The organism is Bacillus sp. HY001 (assembly GCF_007558965.1).
GTDB lineage: Bacteria > Bacillota > Bacilli > Bacillales > Bacillaceae_G > Bacillus_A > Bacillus_A mobilis.
In genome coordinates this window covers 77,414-99,776 of record NZ_VLTE01000048.1, presented here as the reverse complement: position 1 = coordinate 99,776, position 22,363 = coordinate 77,414, and the positions used below count along the sequence as shown (strand labels likewise).

At 32.4% G+C, this 22,363-nt stretch carries 14 protein-coding genes and 1 pseudogene; 4 read left to right on the top strand and 11 right to left on the bottom strand.

All coding sequences use genetic code 11. From position 1 onward, the window contains the following. Positions 1–114 precede the first annotated feature (114 nt). Positions 115–1,008 (top strand): hypothetical protein, encoded by an 894-nt coding sequence (locus tag FOT98_RS21335; RefSeq protein WP_063263257.1) that lies wholly within the window; start codon positions 115–117, stop codon positions 1,006–1,008. An 87-nt stretch (positions 1,009–1,095) separates the two neighbouring features. On the opposite strand, the gene dnaB is transcribed toward FOT98_RS21335, so the two are convergent. Beyond that, entirely contained in the window at positions 1,096–2,385 is a 1,290-nt protein-coding gene (gene dnaB / locus FOT98_RS21330) for a replicative DNA helicase (protein WP_063263258.1), read from the bottom strand. Then, the gene (locus FOT98_RS21325) at positions 2,382–3,245 is read right to left on the bottom strand and encodes a DnaD domain-containing protein (protein ID WP_063263259.1); all 864 of its coding nucleotides are present in this window, start codon (positions 3,243–3,245) and stop codon (positions 2,382–2,384) included. The genes dnaB and FOT98_RS21325 overlap by 4 nt, the downstream gene beginning before the upstream one ends. Before the next feature lie 371 nt (positions 3,246–3,616). On the opposite strand from FOT98_RS21325, the gene FOT98_RS21320 reads away from it, so the two are divergent. Then, positions 3,617–4,585 (top strand): ParB/RepB/Spo0J family partition protein, encoded by a 969-nt coding sequence (locus FOT98_RS21320; protein ID WP_063263260.1) that lies wholly within the window; start codon positions 3,617–3,619, stop codon positions 4,583–4,585. Between the two features lie 272 nt (positions 4,586–4,857). On the opposite strand, the gene FOT98_RS21315 is transcribed toward FOT98_RS21320, so the two are convergent. From FOT98_RS21315 to FOT98_RS21300, 4 genes are all read right to left on the bottom strand, one after another. Continuing rightward, complete coding sequence (locus FOT98_RS21315; RefSeq protein ID WP_063263261.1) at positions 4,858–5,181, bottom strand: nucleoside triphosphate pyrophosphohydrolase; 324 nt, start codon at positions 5,179–5,181, stop codon at positions 4,858–4,860. A 90-nt stretch (positions 5,182–5,271) separates the two neighbouring features. Continuing rightward, the gene (locus tag FOT98_RS21310) at positions 5,272–6,144 is read right to left on the bottom strand and encodes a hypothetical protein (RefSeq protein ID WP_063263262.1); all 873 of its coding nucleotides are present in this window, start codon (positions 6,142–6,144) and stop codon (positions 5,272–5,274) included. A 493-nt stretch (positions 6,145–6,637) separates the two neighbouring features. Continuing rightward, a complete protein-coding gene (locus FOT98_RS21305) occupies positions 6,638–7,648 on the bottom strand; it encodes a PD-(D/E)XK motif protein (protein ID WP_063263263.1) in 1,011 nt (336 codons plus the stop codon). Between the two features lie 63 nt (positions 7,649–7,711). Further along, on the bottom strand, positions 7,712–10,537 hold the full coding sequence (locus FOT98_RS21300) for a Z1 domain-containing protein (protein WP_063263264.1): 2,826 nt from the start codon (positions 10,535–10,537) through the stop codon (positions 7,712–7,714). Between the two features lie 849 nt (positions 10,538–11,386). Here FOT98_RS21300 and FOT98_RS21295 point away from each other — a divergent pair. Both FOT98_RS21295 and FOT98_RS21290 read left to right on the top strand, forming a co-directional pair. Continuing rightward, positions 11,387–11,914 (top strand): hypothetical protein, encoded by a 528-nt coding sequence (locus FOT98_RS21295; RefSeq protein WP_063263265.1) that lies wholly within the window; start codon positions 11,387–11,389, stop codon positions 11,912–11,914. A 215-nt stretch (positions 11,915–12,129) separates the two neighbouring features. Next, on the top strand, positions 12,130–12,981 hold the full coding sequence (locus tag FOT98_RS21290; RefSeq protein ID WP_260851118.1) for a cell division protein MukB: 852 nt from the start codon (positions 12,130–12,132) through the stop codon (positions 12,979–12,981). 239 nt (positions 12,982–13,220) lie between these two features. Here the strand turns inward: FOT98_RS21290 and FOT98_RS33035 are convergent. The 5 genes and pseudogenes from FOT98_RS33035 to FOT98_RS21265 form a co-directional block, all read right to left on the bottom strand. Further along, positions 13,221–13,518, bottom strand: a pseudogene (locus tag FOT98_RS33035) (nucleoside triphosphate pyrophosphohydrolase). 219 nt (positions 13,519–13,737) lie between these two features. Further along, positions 13,738–15,615 carry a DUF262 domain-containing protein gene (locus FOT98_RS21280; RefSeq protein WP_063263267.1) on the bottom strand — a complete coding sequence of 626 codons (1,878 nt, stop codon included), beginning with the start codon at positions 15,613–15,615 and terminating at the stop codon, positions 13,738–13,740. 778 nt (positions 15,616–16,393) lie between these two features. Beyond that, a complete protein-coding gene (locus FOT98_RS21275) occupies positions 16,394–18,841 on the bottom strand; it encodes a DEAD/DEAH box helicase (protein ID WP_064774881.1) in 2,448 nt (815 codons plus the stop codon). Continuing rightward, positions 18,838–19,644 carry a Hachiman antiphage defense system protein HamA gene (locus FOT98_RS21270; protein WP_063263269.1) on the bottom strand — a complete coding sequence of 269 codons (807 nt, stop codon included), beginning with the start codon at positions 19,642–19,644 and terminating at the stop codon, positions 18,838–18,840. The genes FOT98_RS21275 and FOT98_RS21270 overlap by 4 nt, the downstream gene beginning before the upstream one ends. Positions 19,645–19,937: 293 nt before the next feature. Beyond that, entirely contained in the window at positions 19,938–22,007 is a 2,070-nt protein-coding gene (locus tag FOT98_RS21265; protein WP_063263270.1) for an ATP-binding protein, read from the bottom strand. Positions 22,008–22,363: the final 356 nt, after the last annotated feature.

Sequence of the window (22,363 nt, the reverse complement as noted above, 5' to 3'; positions counted from 1 at the left end):
ACGATACTGGTGTTTTCATGTTGAGAGGCCCTTCTATTCCCACACCATATTTGACGAACACCATTATACGTTATATGGTAGAAAAGGAAATAATAGAGAAAAAGAGGGGTATTTATGAAAAAGATTAAAGTAATATTCACACTCGCCACATCACTACTACTTTTACAAGGTTGTAATAACACTCCGAGTAAAGCAAATGAAAATACGAACTCTACTACCGAATTACAGACTGTCCAAAAGGAAAAAGACTCCCTAGAAAAAACAAATAAAGAACTAACAAAAAAACTTGCTGATTTAGAATCTAAAACAGGTAAAGAGCAAAAGACATATGAATTAGATAAAAAATTAGCACAAAAAATCTACAGCATCTATACAGGCACTCCTTGGGACAATAGCCTTGAAGATGCGGGTTGGGAATTTAAGAAAAACTCCAATACAAAAGGTACAATCTCCACAAATCGCGGCGGCGGACAAGTTATACAAGTCCTTTCAAATTACGCTATTATGTTTGAAGTTGGCGGTTTAGATGCACCAACTATAAGTAAACTTAAAATCATTGATTTAAATACTGAAAAAGTAATGAATGAATATCCGGATCAAAATGCGAATGACAGTACAGAAAATAACAAAGAAGAAACTACAAAATCATCTTCAAAAGTTGATAAAGAGAAATTGAAGAAGCAGTTGACTGATAAGACGTTTGTTGCTCCTTCACCTGAAGAATCAGGATACAAAGCCAAAGAAATTATGGCTGCAGTGGAAGATTATTTGATTTCTAGTAAAAATAATCCTCAAGACTATCAAGTGGACGTAGAAGGTACAACTGATGATGGTAATACACTACTTGCTTTAAGACAAGATAATCACGCTGGAGCTGTAGTCGTAATGAAACGTTATGTACTAGATAAAAATGGGTATATATATGAATATGATTTTATCGAACAAAAAGCGAAAGATACACCTTTAACAAATATATATATTAGAGACCTTTTAAATCAAAGAGACTAGTTTACTAGTCTCTTTGATTTTCTCTACACATCCAAAATTATAACAGACTTTTCCTATTCAACATCCACATCATCCAAGAGATATGCGCTAATTCTTCCCCTCCACAAACCGCCCAAACTCCTTCAAAAACCTCAATTTAAAACTCCCCACAGGCCCATTCCGGTGCTTTGCCACATGAATTTCCGTCATCTCTTTCTGCACCGTTTCCTTATCGTAATAATCTTCACGATACATAAGCATAATGACATCCGCATCTTGCTCAATTTGTCCCGTCTCTCTTAAATCAGATAAAAGAGGTCGCTTATCTTGCCGTGCTTCTACCGAACGAGATAATTGCGATAATGCTACTACACAAACATTTAATTCACGTGCTAATACCTTAAGCTTACGAGAAATTTCACTAATCTCTTGAAATCGATTGCCCTTATGCTTCGGATCGCCCGTAATAAGCTGCAAGTAATCTACAATAATTAAAATCTTTTTATCACCGTGCTTCCTCTTTAACTTACGAGTTTGCATCCAAATATCTTGCACCGTAACCCCTGCATTGTCGTAAATCTCAAGTGGCAACTCACCAATCTCCGCAAATGCCTTACTCACCTTTTCCCAGTCCTCTATCGCAAAACGATGCTTCGGATTTTTCAGCCTACCTCCTGACACTTCACCTATGCAAGACGCCATTCTTTTCAGCAATTGCTTACTACTCATCTCTAATGAAAATAGTCCTACCACTGATCCAGACTTCGCCGCATGCAGTCCAACATTTAATGCAAACGCAGTTTTCCCCATAGAAGGACGCGCACCAAGGACAACAAAATCACCTTCCTGCAATCCGCACGTCATTTTATTTAGCGATGTATAACCAGTCTCAATACCCGTAATCTCTTTCGCATCTTGATGAAGCTCTTCATATAAATCTACTAGCGCATCCTTCAAATCAAACTCACATACACAGTCCTTTTCCTCTAACTCACAAAGTGCCGTAATCGTCTCACCAATAACCTTCTCATTCTTCTCCGCAATAAGACGCTCTCCCATCTTGTGCCCGAGAACACCCGCCTGATACATTTTCCAGGCACCTCGAACAAGCCCCTCATAATAAGAGAAGTTGGCAGTTGTAGGCACACCATCCATTAACCCTATAAAATACTCCATTCCCCCGATCCCCTCTAAAAACTTCGGATCTACCCTAGAAATGAACGTCACAAGATCAATTGGTTGCCCCTCTTCTTCCATTTTTCGCATTAACTGAAATATAGACTTGTGCACTGACAGAGAAAAATACTGCTCCGTCAAACGGCACTCCTTAATAAGCTCTCCATCAAGGAATAGAGAACCTAATACCGTCTTTTCCGCCTCCACATTTTGAATACTCATGGCCGCCACCCGCGCTCCGCTAAAAAGCGCTGCAACTCTTCCTCAGACGGCGCATTCTTCTCCCACTCCTCACACCTCGCCAAAAACTCCTCCGTCTCCCCCGTACTAACAGACGACTCCTTCTTCCGAAAGCTCGCCGTATCTGCCTCAACCTCAGAAACTTTCGTAAATCCTTTCCCGTGCCACCCTCTCAAAATACCCTTCACATAAGCAACCGTCCGCTTATTATTCTCAAACGCAATTTGAAGGGCCTTCAGCACGAGCTCCTCTGACAAATCTTCCATCCACGCACTCAGTTCCTCCACAGTATAAGGAGACAAACTTCCAAAATGTTGCTCATAAAAAGAAAACACGCGACTTCCCGGTTCTTCCTCTATAACCTCTTCTTCCGCCTCTGTCTCCTCGCAAACTGGCTCAACATCATCCATAGCCAAATCACTTGGCATACCGAAATGCGCTAAAAGCATCGGAACATTCAGCTCCTCCTCTACGCACTTCTGAAGAAACATATGTACAAACTCCTTATTCTTCACACCCTTAAGCTCGCGAAGCACACACTTCTCCACATTCGTATTCGTCACCGGATTATAGCGAAGCCAATTTAAAACGAATAACTCCCGCGTATCCGCATCATAAAGAATCTTCCCATAATCAATGAAGCGCTGCACAAGCTTATCAACAGTCTCCCGATTATAACCCGTCTCCATCTCAGCTAACCGCTTTGGAAAAGGAAAAACCCCACACTGCGTCGTCTTCGAACAAGTTAATAAGTAAACATAAAAATACCGCTCCTCCGGCGTCAAATCCAAAACAAAATCATCCTGCCAAAAATTCACCTGCACAGTACGATACACCGCCATCCCAATTCCTCCCGTCCTAATTCAAAAATGAAAATTTCCTCTTTGTACTATATATAGGAAGGAGGGCCGGGTTTTTGGCGTGTTATTTCAAATTTTTTTCGACTACTACTACGGTGTTTGTTGGTGTTTTTGTTTTGTTATGTTTTTTCTTAGTGATTTATTACTTGGTAGGGGCTTGTAAGGGGCTTAGGAGGGGCTAGTTTGATTAGGAAAGTTCTGTTTTGGAAGGTGCTTCGTTCTTCCGTTTAGTATCTTAAACTCCTTTGCTCTCTTTGTACTACCTGCAACAATAAATTTATAAGTTAAGTAATCGTACAAATTACCTATTGAATATCCATTAATAAAACCTTAAAGCAAGTAGGTGGTTTCTTTTGAAATTCAAAAACATCCCTTTAGAACATATTGAACTAGAAGATGAATTCCGAAAGAATTTAGAGGATTTTAATCTTGCTACAAGTATTAAACAAAATGGATTAATAGAACCACTTATTGTAGAAGAAAAAAATTCTAATTGTTTTATACTAGTCGAGGGTTATCGTCGTTTTTGGGCTTTAAAACATTTAAATGTTCCATTCGTAACATGCAAAGTGGAACAACTCACCTCAAAAGACTCTAGGGTTCTAAAACGTCTTCGTGTTGAATTAAAATCCAAGAAAAAAACAGGTTATGAGGTAGAACGAATGATTAGTTTTTTAATCGATTACGGTTATACAGAAGCAGACATAGCCAAGGAATGTAATATACAAAAAAAGACTGTAAAAAAATATATCAATGGCCAAGATGTTAATACTCTGTGGAAAATTAGAGCTGAACAATCTGGAGCTGGAAGACATGGATTAACAGAAATTCATCATTTAAGAAATATACATCCTGAAAATAAAGAATACGTAGCTGATATTTATATTAAACGTAAAATAAATGCTAATAATGTAGAAAGTATAAAAACACTTACCAAGTTAGATGAATTTAATAAATCCTCAAAGGATTTACAAAGAGACTGTATTAACGATATGATCGGAGATGAAAGTTTAAATAACGAAAGACTGAAAGATATCGTTTTTACAAGATCATTAAAACAACAATACACTCTCTCCGTACATCAATATATATTTGCTAAAATTCTCCGTCTATTCGATAAAGTAATAGATAGTTGCTGTCATAACTTTGTTAATCACCTTACTCCCGTACAAAAGAAAGATTTACAAAGAAAAATAAAAATAATTTCTAATAAAATTGGATTATCGCCTATTTCACCCACTCCTCCCCCAAAAACATTTTCCACTTCTCTTAAAAAGTATCAAGAACATACTATATTAGTTAATATCAATAAAAAGTCCTAAAACTCTACTCGATACTGAAATTATGTTTTTTTGAAAAAAATTGATATATTATTTAAATTTTATCAGTTAATAAAACAGCAACACTTATTTAAGCGTTGCTGTCCTTCTTTCAAATTATGTATGAAGATGATATCGTATATCCTCTTCTTTTCTAGCATCTATACTAAGAAAAATTGATATTCTCACCAAACAGAAATACCAATTTTTAGTTGCTACTACGTGCAGTAGTTTTTGTCTTGTTTTTTCTTAGTAATTTATTATTTAGTAGGAGGCTATTTATCGGTTACTTCGATTAAAAAAACTCGATTTGAGAAGCCACCTCGTTCTTCTGCTTTCCTTTTTCGGATGTTGTTGATTTCTTCTAGTGTTGTGCCTTCGTGTTCGGCTAGGGCATTTATTAGTTCTAGTAGGTCGGATAGCTCTTCTAGTTTATGTTCTTTTGTGTCTGCTTCTAAATATTCGGTTAGTTCTTCTATTTTATTGCAAATTTCGTTTATGTATTCGTCTTCGGGTAGAATTCTTGTTGTTGGTGTTTTTCCGTTAGCTTTTATGATTTGTGGGATTTTGTTTCGGATTAGTTTGTTGTAGTTTGGCATGTGGGTTTCCCTCCGTTTGGTTTTTCTTCTATAAAAAAGAGAACACTTTATATAAGTATCCTCTTCTAAAGTATATAACTTATAATTAACTTATGATAACCCATCAGTGGCATAGAAAGCTGCTAAAGAAGTCAATGTCATGCGATTTATTTTAATACTATCACTATCATAAACCACAACTTCAAACCTGTCTGTTTGCCTATTCTTTCTTACTTCACCTAATGCTGCAAATGGTACATTTTTATATTCGGTTAAATACCTCTGGATATGATGAAAATATCCTATTGCATCAGGACTATTCGCTGTAAATACTTCTTCAAATTTGAAATCTACTAAAACATTTTTATGTTCAATAGTTATCGTTGCATGTTTTTCGCCATAGCTTACAGATTTTAGAAAGCCATAAATCGTTTTTGTTTTCTTTATATCGGTATCTTTTATCCTATCAGCCACCTTACTACTTCCAAGCCTAGGCCTTACAGAATCGTCTACTTTTGAAGCAGTGCCCTCATCATTTAAATCTAAAACGATTGTCGTTTCTGGTTTCGGTGAAGAATTTGTAACTTTCTCTTTTGGGGGCTTATTCCTTCTTTCTTCCCTTCTTCTTCTCTTTTCTTCCTCAGTCATCGATAATAAATCGAATGCTCTGTCAAGTGAAGAACTTTTTTGTTTTCTAGTTAAAACCCCAAAAACTTCTCCTTCTTTATATGTTCCTGTTTTTCCCTTTACATTATCATTATGATAGTCACATTTGAGAGAATGTTTTTCAAATCTCCAATTTCTAAAATACCCACGCTGTAGCAAACTATCATATACAAAGCTCATTTTTGCACCGCAACCCTCATTAGTGCAAAACAAAAATCCCCTATACTTATTTTCATATTCTTGGGTTGTCATTGAGTCTACATTAATAGTAACTTCTTCTGTTTCTGTCCGAAAAATCACTTCATCAACACTCGCCATTGCGCTCACCTCTTTCAATATAAAAACAAGGAAAAAAACTCCCACTTAACACTTAAAATCTTTCAATCCTTATATTTATATTTTAAGAACATTAAAATAAATTGTCAAAATACATAAATTTATCATCCAATAAACATATGATATTAATTAAACACTAGAAACAGACACCAATTTATGAATTACTCATATACAAATAACTTACTCATACAAAACGTTAAGTACATAATCTTTAAACTCAAAATTCTATTTAAATCTTACGCAAAAAGGGATAGCCTCGTAGTGGCTATCCCTTTTTGTCAAGCATCAATCACTTAATAAATCTTTTTAGCATTTCAACTCAAAACTGTATTCCCTCAATTGTTTAGCATAATTTCTCTTAATACCAATAACAGATATTCTTTTAGGAATACCTGTTATTGGTTGTATATTGTAAAAAACTAAAATAAGTTGAGGAAATCCTACCTTTTCTAAACAAACTCATTATTCTTCTCATTTATATAGCTTCTATATCTATTTCTTCCTCATCTATTGACCACATAAATTTTTTAACTTCTTCAAAAGAAACTTTATGTATTTCCACTGATAGCAATAATAAATCAAACTCAACATTCGTAATTCCATCTGCTTTCGTTAAACGAGGAAAACCCTCCGTTACATGGTAAAACCACTCGTCCTTTATTTCAAAATAAATAGGATTCTCAAATCCACCAAGCGGATAACCGTATGCTAATAATTTATCATGAAACCTTCCAAGAATTTCAGGTTCAGTTTTCAGCTTTGCTTCTATCCGTTCAATCATGTCAATTACACTCTCACCGCTCACCTCTGAAGACTTAACTGTGATCACATGCAAAAAAAGATTTTTGTTAGTTGGTGGAGTTAATTGTTCTAATCCATTAATTCTAATAGTAACTGGATCTTTTCTCGTCGTTACTTTGGAATCCATATGACAGGAAGGAAAGTGAAAATCTTGAGATTCTTTGAAGGGTCCTTGCCACCCTACAATAATCTCGTCTAAAGAGAGCTTATCTTGAGCTAATTCAATGGCTCGTAGTTCTCCATAAAGACCCTTTTGTTTTTCAGGAGAGAGTGCTTTATCCCCATGCTTTTTAAAAAATTCTTGCCATAAATTAATCCGATTTATAGCATAAACTATCATCTTCTGCTCATCATTTATATGTTGCAAATAATGAAGCAAATCATCAGCTACTCGTAAAAACAAATCATCATTTTTTACACAGACACACGATAAAATAAGTGATAGTTTTGACCCTTCTGTAAAAGGGATCGTTCCCCAATCCAAACTAAATCCTTTACAGTTCGGTAGATTTCCCTTTAAATTATTCGCATTTTGCAATTCTACAGCGAAATAAATTTCTTTTTTTAATCGATGATAATATAAATAAAAATGATGGTACTTCGACTGTAATTTTCTTGAAATAATAGTTTCCGTTGGAGGTAGTTTGCTCTCGACATCTAACATTTTTTCTAACAAGCGTTCCATATAACCACTCCTTTTAGATTTAAATTGCATACATTTACAGCAATCAACAGAATACAACTACTGTCATACTACATTCCCACCTAGTACTTGATTAAGATAATAAATTTCATTAACAAGTGATTCTCGCTCCCCATATTCCTGACAATACGGTAGATTAAAGTGAAACCCAATCGGTGATTCAGTAATATACTTACCGTATTTATTTAACTGTTTATTGATAGGCTCAATACAGAAAGAATAAAGTATTAATTGTCCTCTGTTTCCTCTAAATTCTCTAACCTCTTCATCCGTATGTATCTCGTTACCTAATATCGGATACTTTTTTTCTAATTTTGTTTTCTCACTATCTGTCAAACCTAATTTTAAATGCCGTCCTGTAAGTGCACGTCCCTGTGAAAGAACATAGTGAATTTCTTCTCCCGTTTGAATAACTTCACACGAGCGTTTAGCTGTTTTGGTTGGATACCCACCAATATTCCCATCTTCTCCTCCCCTAGACAATTTAGGAATTGCTACATCAAACTTCAGTGTACTTCCATATTCATTCATTATTTCTAGAAGATACTTTTGAAGAAGAGTTGGCTCACAAAAACGAGCATGGTAACTATACTTATATTTCATTAAAAAATCTATGACTAATTGTGTATCAATAGCATGCCAACTCGTTTGCTCAACATTAGTAGGTTCTCCTAGAAGTTCAATAAATTGATTTGCTACTTTTCGATTCTGCTCAGTAATTTCATCATCTGCCAAAAAAGCAGCAACATCCTTCGATTTTCCTGAATAATTAGAATTGACAGTATATGCAGCTCTTTGGCGATTTTTAGCAGTGGGTTTGTATAATTTTTTCTTACATGTATCTATATATAACCCAAACTGTTCAGGTGTACTTTTCTCCTTGGCCATAGCCTCTAATTGATTAGATAATGAAAAAAGAGCTTTCGCTGATTCTTGCAAGTCATTATCAATTTCTTGTGTTGTATATACTCTCACTAGATCTCGATATCCTTTTCGATAACCGTAAAACCGTCCACACTGGAGCATAGTATCATAATGTAATGAATTTCTTGCAAAGTAGGAACAACTCAGCCCCTCAATAGTATATCCTCTACCTAAGATAGCTCCTCCCACACAGATAATTTTCAAAGCGTTCTCCGCCCTATGGAAATCTAATTTATCATCACTTTCTCCATTAATTTTTCGTACTTCTTGCAACTCAGCAATGAATTGCTTGACTGCTGCCATAATATCAGAAAAAGTAAAATTCATATCATATTTGACCTTGGTTTTAAAAAGAGACGTATCCAAGTTTTCCATCTTTTCAGATGTTACTACATAATCATCGTTCCACAATTCCTCAATACTTTTCCAAAACTGCGGAATTTGTGATTCTTTTATTTTATTAATGTAATTTTGAATAGCCTGTGTTACTACATCGTGCGAACTGACTCTTGTGCTGATATGCACCATCATTGAATGGTGCTTTTCACCCTGCCCTCTCAAAATCCTTATAGCACCAGACAAAATAAAAGAATTAATTGCCTCCACTAAAGAAGGGTTTACACCATTCACTTTATAGTCCCAATTGTAAAGGGTATCCCCTTCTACAAATTGAGAAGAATCTAGTCTTTTTGTATGACGAACCAGCGGCATTCTCGGTACACTCTCACCTTTATAATTGACACCAAAAAACTCAAAAGGTCCCATGTAAGTTGGCGGCGATTTTAATAAATACATAAAATCACTTGGAAATAAATCATCTTTCTGCTTTGAATCTGAATATATATCTGCAAATGGTGTAGCTGTATATCCACATACCACTCGTTTATTGAATAGACCTAAAATGTCACGTACTAGCCCATTAATAGAGCTTCTTTCTCCTTTATTTTTATGACTATTAATAGTAGCATTATCTGATTCATCATTTAGAAGCAGTAATGAAAGTTTTTCGAGTTTTCCAGTTTCTTGATTAATTAGCGGTAGGGTTTCTAACCATCTTTTAATAGCACTTAATACATGACTGTGTTTTTTTGATACAATTACTATTTGTTTGTTCCCTCGATAAACCGGCAAATGGGATACTCGTATTAAATTAAAATCTCCCCCTACTTCTCGAAATTTATTTTCTAATGCATTTTCATTATCAAATTCCCATTGTTCTTTGATAATGTCTTGTTTTGTGTACATTTCAATATTACTTGGCTTAGAAAAGCAATTACCAATACCAATAGTATGACCCGTTAAACTATCAACCCCTACTACGTCCATCTCCATTCTTCTTTGTGTTTGATTGCGTAAACTAGCAGGAACTCCTGATAAAACGATTATTATGTCATATCCAATATCAATTGCTTTATTTATAACTCCTGAGTAATTTAATGTTTTTCCTGATTGTACATTTCCTACTACCAACCCCTTAATAAAAAACTCTTTTTCTTCTTTTGGGACCGGTATATTCATTACAATATTGTCTGTTTCCCTATCTATATCTTCAACTACTTCCATCGTCATATCTTCCTTAGTTTTTAGAAGATGCTCTTTATATGCATCCCAGTTATTCCATTTTAAATTAGCTTTCAACTCACTCATTTTCTTTCTTTTTGTTTGAATTGTTTTTTCATCATCTTTTGTAAGAAGTTCTCCCTCTTGTTGAATAGTTAAAAATGTATTTTGATGCACATTCCCTAATAACTCTCGCTCTACAAACGGAAATTCTTGGATAAAAATAGATTTTTCTTGGCCAATCAGCAGACAATACGCATCTATTACCTCTCCTACAATCTCAATGACATTTTGTTGTTGAGTCCAGTCATCTATCAGTGATAGTCTCAAATTAAGCATGGAGCGTAAATAGTTTATATGTTGTATTTCAATCTTGTCTTGATTCATACAGTCTTCTCCTTTGTTGTGAAAAAGATAATTTTCTAAAAACATATGGCCGAACATGCTTAGAACATTATCTTTCAACTCTATTTGATTTCAGCCTTTACAATTATACTGTTTGCTATTTACCGGCCAAATATACCAACATTTTTAAATTAATGAAAAGTTTAGGGTTAAAGTTAAAATTTTCATTAAAAGCATTGTGATTATGAACAAATATTCATCTAACAAACACTTTAATAAAAAACGTCCAATGCATATTTAAATTTCTTATGCATTGGACGAATAATAATAAATCAAAATATTTTTCACTTTACCATTACAATACAGTTAAGGACATAATTTTATGATCACAAATTGCCACAGAATTATACACATACCCTACAAAATCTCTTTTATTTTATATTAACTGCATCTTCTTGCTTTATTAGTAATGCATGCGAATAAGTGTCTAGTATTATTTTGATGTTACCTGCCCTAATCCTTCAGAAATCACCTTCTTACTGCTGCCTAACTTTTTAATGTCTTTACAAAACGAACAGATTAATATTGCATTAACTTTTTTATTTTTGTGATATAAGGAGGGCCTTTCTGTACAAGCCGTTGCTTAAGCAATCTAAGCCATGCTAAGTATCACGTGCGCTAAAGTCCCTCCCAACCTTCCCCCATGTAAGACACTTAGGGGGAGCTAAGAGCTTAGGAATGATAAATTGATAAAGGAACAGTTTAGTTTATTGGTTTTTTTTGAAATTATGGAAATTCCATTACAAATATATTGAAAATATATTTATTAATAACCTTTCTTATTTTCATGTTAGGCTAATTCTATAAATGTACTTGAGGAGCGAAAATAGTATGAAAGCATTTAAAATGTCACTAGTCATAGGCATTGCTTTAATGATGTTAGCAGGTTGCGGAGATACAGAACAAGCCCAAGAACCAGCCAAGCAATCCCAAAAGAAGGTTAACTATGCTCAGGAATGGGATAAGAAAGAAGAGAAACGAATTAAGGAAGAACAGGAACGGAAAGCGGCTGAGGATTATTTTAAGAAGTACCCGTTCTTAAAGGATAGTTTAGGCTCTGATACACTCGAATACTCCACTATTAAAAAGATAGCCAAGAATGAGGGCTTGAGCTTGGAAGAGTATGCACAAGATAGATTAGAAACAATGCAGAAGGCTGAGGAAGCTGAGAAAGAGCGTAAAGAGAAATATAATGATGGAATTAACCCAGATACATGCGGGCTAGCTGAGAAAGCCGTAAACTACCAAAAGGAAGCTAGAGAGAATGGTGAAAAGGTAACTAACAATAGAGAGATACGAGCACATACAGAGGCTAGATGGAAATATGATAAATGTAAGAAACAAGGATTTATAAAATAAGAGGAGTTCTTTAGAAGATGAATAATTTATTTATGGTAATTAGTATATTGGGAGGATTAGCCTCCCTTATCCTTACAGGAGGCCTTTTAATCTCTTTATTTATGAAGCGTTTAAAACCAAGTAGAAAGAAATTAACAATTGCTTTAGTTACATCCGTTATTCTTTGTGTGGTTGGTGGTGCACTTTATGAGATAAGCCCAGAAGATAAGGCGAGAATGGCACAAGAAGCTGAAGCTAAGAAAGTAGCGAAAGCTAAGGCAACAGAAGAGAAAAAGAAGGCTCAGAAGGAAGAAGCAGCAAAGGCTCAAGCTGAAAAAGAGGCTAAGGAGCAGAAAAAGAAAGAAGAAAAGAAATTAGCAGAAGAGAAGAAAGCCCAAGAGGAAGTCCAAAAGAAAGAGGAAGAGGCAAAACGTAAGGCCAAGAAAGAAGAAGCTGATAGAATCAAAGCAGAAGAAAAGGCCCAGAAGGAAACCGAGAAAGCAGAACGGGAAGCTCAAAAAAAAGCTGAGGAAGAGAAGAAGAAGGCTGAAACTGAGGCTAAGAAAAGAGCTGAGGAAGAAGAAGCTAAGCGCCTAAAGGCTGAGAAGGAAACTAAGGAAAAGGCTGAGGAAGAAGAAGCCCAGCGCCTAAAAGCTGAAAAGGAAGCTAAGGAGAAGGCTGAGAAAGAACGTAAAGCCCAAGCTAAGAAAGAGAAGGAAGAAAGAGAGAAAAAGGCAGGTATAAAAATAAAGATTGAGCATTATGATACTTGTAACGGAAGCGGTAAATACTGTGATAGAGGTGGATTCAACGATGGCTCATTTGATGCGTTAGCAATTGGAATGAATCCAGAGGAAGTAACTAAAACACTTAGAAGAAATGCAAAGAACGCAACCATAGAATATACGAAAGATAATTCTGGTAATTATGTAGAAGTAATCCAATACCATTTTGAAAGTGGTTGGTATTTCTTAGACGCCTCTTTTAAAGATGGGAAACTATACTATGCTGAGAGAAAAGAGATAAAACCTAGTAAGGATAAAAAAGAGGAACGCCGTATACTAGATGGAAGAGAAATACTAAAATAAATTTATAAAAGGTTGCGCATAACGGAAATTAATAGAGTATTTAATAGTGTCGATTCTTCCATTAATGCCTAATGCCTGTAGTAGTAAAAAAGAAGCCAACCTATATTATTTTGATATGCGCCCCTAAAACGGGACACATATCAAAATACCTAAACCACCTGTTCCCTAAATTCTTTAAGGGATAGGTGGTTTAATTTTTCTTGAATTCGCACATAGCCCTATTTTTCGAAGAGTAGCGGTTACTCTTCGATTAGAAAGACTCGATCTGAGAAGCCGGCTCTTTCTTCTGTTTTCTTTTTATAGATTTTGTTAATTTCTTCTAGTATTGTGCCTTCTTGTTCGGCTAGGGCGTTAATTAGTTCTAGTAAGTCGGGATAATTCTTCGAGTTTATGTTTTTTGTTTTTGCTTCGAGGTATTCTGTTAGCTCTTCTTGTGTTTTCTTGCAGAGTTCTTCTATGTATTCATCTTCGTTTAGGATTCTTGTTGTGGGTGTTTTTCCGTTGTTTTTTTATTATTTGTGAGATTTTGTTTCCGATTAGTTTGTTGTAGGTTCTTTCCGTTTAGTTTCTCTTTTTTGAAAAATAACTTGCTTTGAAATGCGATAAACTAATCAAATACCACTAATACCTACTCCAGATAATCATGATAAAATATTCAAATCATAAATTACACATCTATTTCATTTCCACGTTAACATTCATCATAAAAGCTGCATCCCCAATAATTAGAGATGCAGCTTATAAAATTTTCTATTATTAGAGACTCGATTGCAATTCATAAGCCTCAATATTTTTATTCACTAAGTCATAAATTAAATCAGCCATTTTAGAGGAGCGATCTTTAATCGCATCTTTATCAAAATGTCCTTTTGGATTAGGAACATACTTCGTTTCCTTTTCATTTACTAAATTAACAAACTTTGTGTTCTTCCCACCCTTTGTTGTGGAACTCAAGTCCTTTGCAATACTTTGCGTAATTATAAAATCTTGATCTGAATATAATTTGATTTTATCCTCAAATTTTTTATTTCCGGCACTCGCATTTTCATTATTAAACAATAACGTTAAATTTCCAATGAGATTCTTATGATTATTAAAGTCCTCAACTGAAAGAAAACCTGCATCCGAAATATCTTGATCAAAACTAACTTCTTTAGATAATATATGCTCAACTGTAATTCTTTGTTTTTTTGGAATCGTAACTACCGCACTATTATTATGAAAATATAATTCAATAAACTTTAAAATTACAGACGCTTTATTAGATAAAGCTCCATTTGCATTTTCAAGCTTTTTCAATGGCAAGATTTGTTTAATATCTGTTGACTTACTTAAAATGATTTTGCTCGCTTCGACATCAAGGGCTTTATAAGCAATATCGATTCCCTTCCCTTGTTCAAATCCTGCATAATATTCTTGTAAAATTGTTGGAAGAATACTTTCAATAAAATTCATTTGTGTAAATGTAAATAAAACAGAAGCTCCAAGCCTTACACCAAGGTCTAATACTTGTTCCTTCTCTTTTTGATCTGCTTGATAAAAAGGAATTAACAATGAATGTAATTGTTTAATATTAAAAAGTTTAAATATGATAAACATATTATAATCATCTAAAAAGGCTTTGTAATTCCCTTTTTCTACTTCAGAATATATTTTAGAAACAGACTTTAAGTCCTTTACTAAATTAAATATTTCATTACTATTAAAATTTTTCTTTTCAAAATAATCGTATACACGATCTTTTTTTATATTTTCTGCATACTTCCCAATAATATAATGTTTCAAAAAAGTTGAAGAAGATATTTTCTTTTTAGGGCTTAATTGGAGGTTAGAAATAAATTCATTCCAGTCATTATTAAACTCCTCTACGTCACCTTGTTTATTTATGCCTTTAGATATAATTTTAAGGAATAAATTTTTCACTAGATCTAGTGGCTCTAAACTTCTTCCTCTATCATTAAGAACCTCGAATAGTTGAAATGCTTTATTATAACTAGTTGATACTGTTACAATAAAATAGATTCGACTTTTAAAATAAGAAATAAAGTTTTTTAACTGCTCATCATCTAGCTCTTCTAAATAATCTTTAGCCGTTGTGTACACTTCCTCAATTTTTGAATCTGATTCTAGCTTTACTTCATACCCTTTATTATAAAGTATATTTTTATAGACCTTACCAAAATTCAGTGCTGAATCATGGATTAATTTACAATCCTTGATTTCATCATCATTATCTAAAATTGCATAAGATTGAACAATATCATTTAGTTTCATCTGCCACTTTTTAATTTCTTTTCTATTCTGTGAAGTAGCTATTTTAGCTTCAACAATCTCTTCTAGTGATTTACAAATCAATGTAGTTGTTGTAAGACGTTGCTGCCCATCAACTATAAGATAACGGTCAGTGTCTCTTGGTTTTATTAAAACTATATTCCCGAGTAAATATCCTTCTAGATCATCTTCACTTAGCATAAAACCATTCGTATCTTCTGACAGATCTTCTAATAGTTGTTGCACTTCTTCTTTTCCCCATACAAAATCCCTTTGAAAATCAGGGATCAAAAACTTATACGAGTCATCTGATAAAAAAGATTTAATATTTAATAGTTCTGAACTAATGCCATTTTTAATCATAATTATGTCCTCCAAATCGCTAGGGATTCCCCTAAAAAACTCATTAATGTATGTAACTGCTAACCTTCATTATATTCTATCTCTAGATTCAAGGAAATCACTTTTAAACTTCCCCCTAGCTATATTAATTTTAAGGTTTTTATTTCTATATTTCCTTATCAAGGAAATATAATTAGCCATTAATCCATCTCACATATTTTTAATCATTATTTATTGATGTAAGTATCACTATAATATCAAGCTCTTAAACAATATTTTTTAATAAAGCTTTAAATTCTTCAATAGTTAATACCTCATTTTTTCTATCACTCTCACCTTCTTTTTTCTAGAAAATCTAACACTTCTAACCGTAAAATACAAAAAGCACTCATCGCCTAAAATAGACAATCAAGTGCTTTAAGTTTGTAACAGATAATCTTATGCTGATAGTATGACAACTTACACATATATTGACAAGTATAACGTTTAAACCAACGATATTGTACGATTTCATTAATTTATTCTTGATACCATATATTTCATAATCGCTACCCAATGAAATGTCGTAATGACACTTTCTCATAACTATACACAAGTATTTGTGTATCTTACACCTTACAAAATTCTCAATGTTTTTTCAACACGGTACCGTTCCAATTCTAATAAATTTCTTTTTGTCGTGTTTATTCCCCACTCTGGTCACTTTTCTTACCTTCATAATCATAGCCAACAAGGATAGCGTTTAAATTCACCCATACGTTTGTATGGTATAAGCTAAAAAGCCGATTCTTTTCCTTTATTAGTTAAATAACTTTGTGTTGTAATTCAGTTCGAAAATATGAATTTCATTTTCATCATTTTCATTCATCTTCTCTAATATACTTGAATTTATTTTAATATTATTTTTATCAACATCTACCATTATATATTTTCGATAATTATTAACCAATAAGTTTGCTAGCCCCAGACTCAATCCATTTTTTATTAAACTTATTTTAACAGAATTGTTTGTACCGTATTTAATTTTTTCATAAAAACTATTCTCTAAAAGCCCAAGATCGTTTAAGACTTCAATATACTTTATTATTGTATTATCTAAAAAATCTTGTTCTTCCTTAATCCTTACTATAGCGAGGTTAATACGTTGTTCATGCTTTTTTTGACTAATATCAGTAAACATAGGGCGAAAACCATTTCTAGTTGTATCTCCCCATTTACCAACGTATACTATAGTATCTTCTCTTTTCATCTCCAAATTGCTCCAATAATTAAGAAAACTAGCAATCATTTCGTTATATGATGCACTTTTTATTCTCCAATCTAGAAACATTTGATAAAAGTTCCTCGATTCCCTATATGATAATCTTCTTAGATTATTATAATCCTCGTGATCTATAATAAAAGGTAAAAATACTTTTGCAAATGCATCGAACACTTCTCTAGCTGAATTAATAGACCTTATATTACCTTGATTAATAATTTGCTGCATTGAGCCTTCATGTTTGATAATATCAAGTTCTGTAATATTATTTAAAAAGCATAATTTTCCTATCTTTGTTTTCGCATACCACCTATCATAACCTGGTACAACGCCTGGTTCGAAGTTTTCTAAAAAATCATCCGCAGCTTCTTTTCGTTTAATATTATCATCTGTTATTTCTACAGTTTTTAACAATATATTTTCAGGATTATCTTTGTCCTCTTTATCTACCTTCATACAAGTTTTTATATATTTTTCAAGATTCGCTTGTTTTGAAAAATAATTCGATCCCACTAAATAAATGTTCGGTTCAAGTTTCTTCAAGTCTCCAGAAACAGGTGAAAATATTTCATTAAACCTACATACCCGTCCAATTAGGTTCTTAAATTGAGATGGGCTTAAATTACTTCTTCCCTTTTTATTATCTAACAAAAATAATTTTTCAGATGGAATATTTACACCTTCTAATAGTGTGGAGCTAGTAATAACAAATCGTATGTCTTCTACTTCAGAAAATAAATGTTCAATATATAAACGTACATTATCAGGAACAGACCCATGATGATATATAAAACCTTTCTTTAGACAATCTATTAAAAAATATTGGGGGTCCAAATATTTACTTAAATGGTCACAAGCTCTTTGAATCTTTTCAGATGAAATATCACCAATTCTTAGGGATAGTTTATAAGAAAATTTCTCCAAGTCTATTGGTTTGTTTAAATAAATAATATTTTTTCTACCCATTTTTTTCAATATTAGATCAACATCATCATGGAAATTCTCATTTTCCAAAACATAGTATTCATCTAGAAACTGGTCATATAATTTTAAGATTCCTTCTTTCCTAAAATCATATATATATAACCGTTCAGTTTTTATATATTCAGTTATTTTGAAGGTTTTGGGCGTATAGTTTGAATATTTGACCTTTAAATTTAGACTATCCATTAAAAATGGTGTAAGAAACTTAAAAATAACCTGTGGATTTCGCTTTTCTAAAATAGCTATTGCTGTTGCTAGCAACACGCTTCTACTATCATCTTCAAGTAAATTATGTGCTTCATCTATAAAAACTACATCAAAGTCTAGGTCTGGCTCTTTTCTCAATAACCTAAGAAGTCTTTCTTGTGTTAAGATAGCAGTTATATTACTATCTTCACTAATGAACATTTCTGGATGAGTTATTATTTTGGTCTCATTGTTATTTATACTTTCAAGTATCCGCCTCTTTGTTTGTGCCACTAAAGCTTTTGTAGGAACGATAACACACATATTACCTACCTTTCTACTTTTCAATGATGAAATTATTAGCTCCGATTTCCCATAAGAAGTAGGTGCAATAACTGATACAGAATCATTCTCTTTCTCATCAAAAAAAGATAAGAGATTTTTCTGTTGCTCACTATAATATATATTTCCCTTTCTATAAGTTTCACTAAATGCAGAATAAAAATTATTGAAGAAAGAATCTTTAAAATTATCTTTATATTCATCAATACTCTCAATTGATTTAACAATTGGTATTAATCCACTATTTAGGGCAACATCGTACAAGGGTTTATAATTTTTTAATTGATTGCAATAAAATACAATCATTCTGTAACCGAGTCTCGATAAGTCCTGGTTTGACTCATTTATAAAAATTATTGCTAGAGACAAAATCTTTTCATATTCCTTTTGATTTAACTTTTGTTCTAAAGCCAATTTTCTATATAAATCACTAAAATTGGTGTTTCGCAATCTTGCTAAAGATAGACCTTTCATAATTTAACCTCCTCCCTTAAAAATTCAACTACCCTTTCATATGTATTTTTTTGAATAGAAAATACCACTAATTCTTTAAACAATTTTTCTTTTTTCACTCTATCTGAATATATCTTAATTTCTCCTTCTTCAATCTGATCTGAAAAGCTAGCAAAAAGAGAAGTTACTAAAATTACATTCTTATCAGTACTAATTGCTTTATTTTCTTCTACTTCATCACTAATATCACTAAGTATCTCTAAAACTGCATCTTTTGCATCCCTTTTGTCCTCAAGTGCTACCAACGCCCCATTAATAGCATTTTCCCATAGAGTAGATTCATTCTCATTTAATCTACCTTTTAAGTCACGCTTTGCTTTGCCCAATAAAACCTTATTTGTTTGATTCGCATTCTTATTTTTATGAAGTTCCCCTGATTTAACTTCAGTAATCCAAATTTCACTATTTTCTTTAGAAAATAGAATGATATCAAACCCTTTTTTAACACTTTTTTCTTCCATATTAAAATATGGAGATACTGCATTGAACTCAGGAAAATACTCTAAAATAAGCAAATGTGTCAATAATTCACCTATCATACCAATTTTTATATCATCTGATTTTGAATCATATCTATCAAGGAAACCTTTTAAAGTATTTTTATAATTATATGCTTTTCTTTGCCATGATGCTTTTGAAGGACCATGGCAGACGGATGAAAGTTGATTTCTTACTAGACTTTTAAAGCCATTAGAGAAAAAATCAATGTGACATATAGCATGATTTTTTCTTTTGAGAAATCTAACTCCATCTATTACTGCCATTATTCATTTCTCCCCCTCAATATATATATAATACAAATTATATATATTATACCATTTTGTAATTTTTTAGGTAATATTGTTATATTATATTCTAAACTAAATTCCATTTAATCAAGAAGCATTGTAGACAGTTAATCAATTGCTCCAAAAATAATTCATACAAAATATAACGTTTAGAATCTCATCAAAATATTTTGTGTATCATTTCAATAGTTATCTCAACTTTCTTATTTATCATCACTTGTGATACGCTTCACCGTAATGTAACTAAGTCAGGCTTTATGTGTAATTTTTTAGAGATACATATAATGCTTTTTATGATATTCCTGTACACTATTAATATCATTTAAGTAATCTATGAGCTCGGAAAGAATGATTGCATTAAATTTTAATTCATGCGTATCAGGATCATGGAAACTATGTGTAACTCCATGAATTTTTCTATCATCAATATTAGTTAAGTCTAAATAAGAAACTACAGTATATTTACCTAACCATTTATCACCAATCTCCCACGAAATAACTAAATTTATATTTTTTTCACTTTTTTCTTTATTATTAAAGTCTTCCCACAATGAATTTAAATTATATTTATATTCTAAAATTTTAGGTGATGTTGTTGATTCGGTACTTGAAGGAGACTCTTTAAAATTTTTAAAACTATCTTGCCAAATTTTCTCTTTAATACCTAAAGGATTTGAATCTTCTTTAAATATGTGGTTTTGGCTAGGTTCACTATAATAATATTTAAATATCCCATCGTATTGATTAAATTGACTTGTAGACATTACTTTTAAACCTCTTATGATTCCACCAGCAATTAATTGACTAAATAAGACAATTACATCTTGTTCACTTAAAGGAGTAGAAGTAATTCCAATTTCCTTTGTGGGTAAGAAAAAATTTTTATTTTTAATTATTAGTGGACTATTTATTTCATGAGCACGTTGTTTATCAATCCATTTACTAATCGATTCTTCGCTTAATAATTCTGATTTATTCCCTTTATTTTCTCTTAAATGCTCATTCTTATATCTTCTAAGCATTTTTAATAACTTTTCTGCTATTTTTTCTCCCACCAATTTTAGTTCTGGTTGAAATCCTTTTCTTCCTAGGTCCGGTTCAGCCCCATCAAAATGAACAACAACATGGGTTTGATATTGATACCCTGTTTCAAAGCTTAAGGGGATTGAAAGAAGAGGTCCTTGAAGCATATTGTTAGTTGCTAGCTGAATTCCTGGTGCAAGAATTTCAATACCTTTTCTTACATTTAATATAACTTGATTGTATTCTTCCCATAGTTGTCTTGAATAGCCAAAGAATCCATATACACTAATTTCAAATTGCGAAATGAAATCTCTTAACTTTTCACCTGTATCTTCAGAAATAACAGAATTTAAATCCTCTTCTTTAAAAATTAATCCCTTGAGATTCTCCTTATTATTCAATAACTCATCTTTATCAACAAAAACAAAAACACCATTTAACTTTTTATAATCTTTATGAATTTTAGTAATGTCTTTACCCTGATTAAATAATTTTTTACGTGTATTCAACAATTCTTTATAATTTTTACATCTTTCAAATACTGTATGCGGATATAAATAATCAGCAAATGTTTCATTATTATTCCCAATGGTAGTTGTATTTCCATCTAAATCAACAACCTCTATTTCAATTGCTATTTTTTCATCTTCTTTAATTTCATTTTTCAAATCAAGTTCACCTAAAGGAGTCTTCAACTTAAGAATTTGTTCCCATTGCTTTGCCGTAGTAGCATTTATCCAATCTAATTTTTTGGGACGAGTAGTAGAATCACCGAATTTAATTGTAAATGTTGTACCCTCTTCAATATCATTGAATTTTTCATGAATTAGATCTGACTCTTCAAATATAGGAGCTTTTTCTCCCCCCTCATCCTCTAACCATGAATTCCCATTTTTTAATTGGACTAAAAAATTCAAACCTTTATTTTTTGTACCTACTTGAATAAAATTAAATCCATATGCCAAAAACGATGTACCAACTCCTTTATTCCCCCTACTTTCACCTTTTTTAAAAGATATATTCGGGGCAAAGAAGTTAATTTCACCTTTTTTGAAACCTGTTCCATTATCTGTTATGCTGAAAGTATTTTCTAACAAATTTATTTTAAGCCATATCTTTTTTCTATACTCAGAGTCATTAATTATTGACTTTTTTCTATCAACAGCATCCATAGCATTTTGAATTAATTCACTAAATGCATCATAATATCCCGCATAGGATTTAATTATATTTTTTAGTTCCCTTTTCTTTATTTCTTCTAAGTATTTTGTTTCTGCAATTTCAAGTGGATTCACACCTATAATTTTACTTTTCATTTTTACTCCCCCTTCTATTTTTAATTTAATTTCAATAATTAAATTAAAAATACCTTCTCACTTTTTAATAGAATAAAAAGTCTAAAATAATCCATTACAAACACTTAAACCATACTATGAATACAGACATTTTCTTTAATTGAAACTCTCATGCTTTGCTTTATTAATCTTCTCTTCAATTCTAAGCTTTCTTTATCGTAACTACCTATAAACAGAACGTGAAACCTATTATCGTGCCCACTATATACTCCAAAACGATTTAAAGGAATACATGTATTCCTTTAAATCGATAGCTTATTAAAATGTTCCCCTCTTTTATCTATGTGTTAATCATTTAGTGTTTATGAAATTTTTGT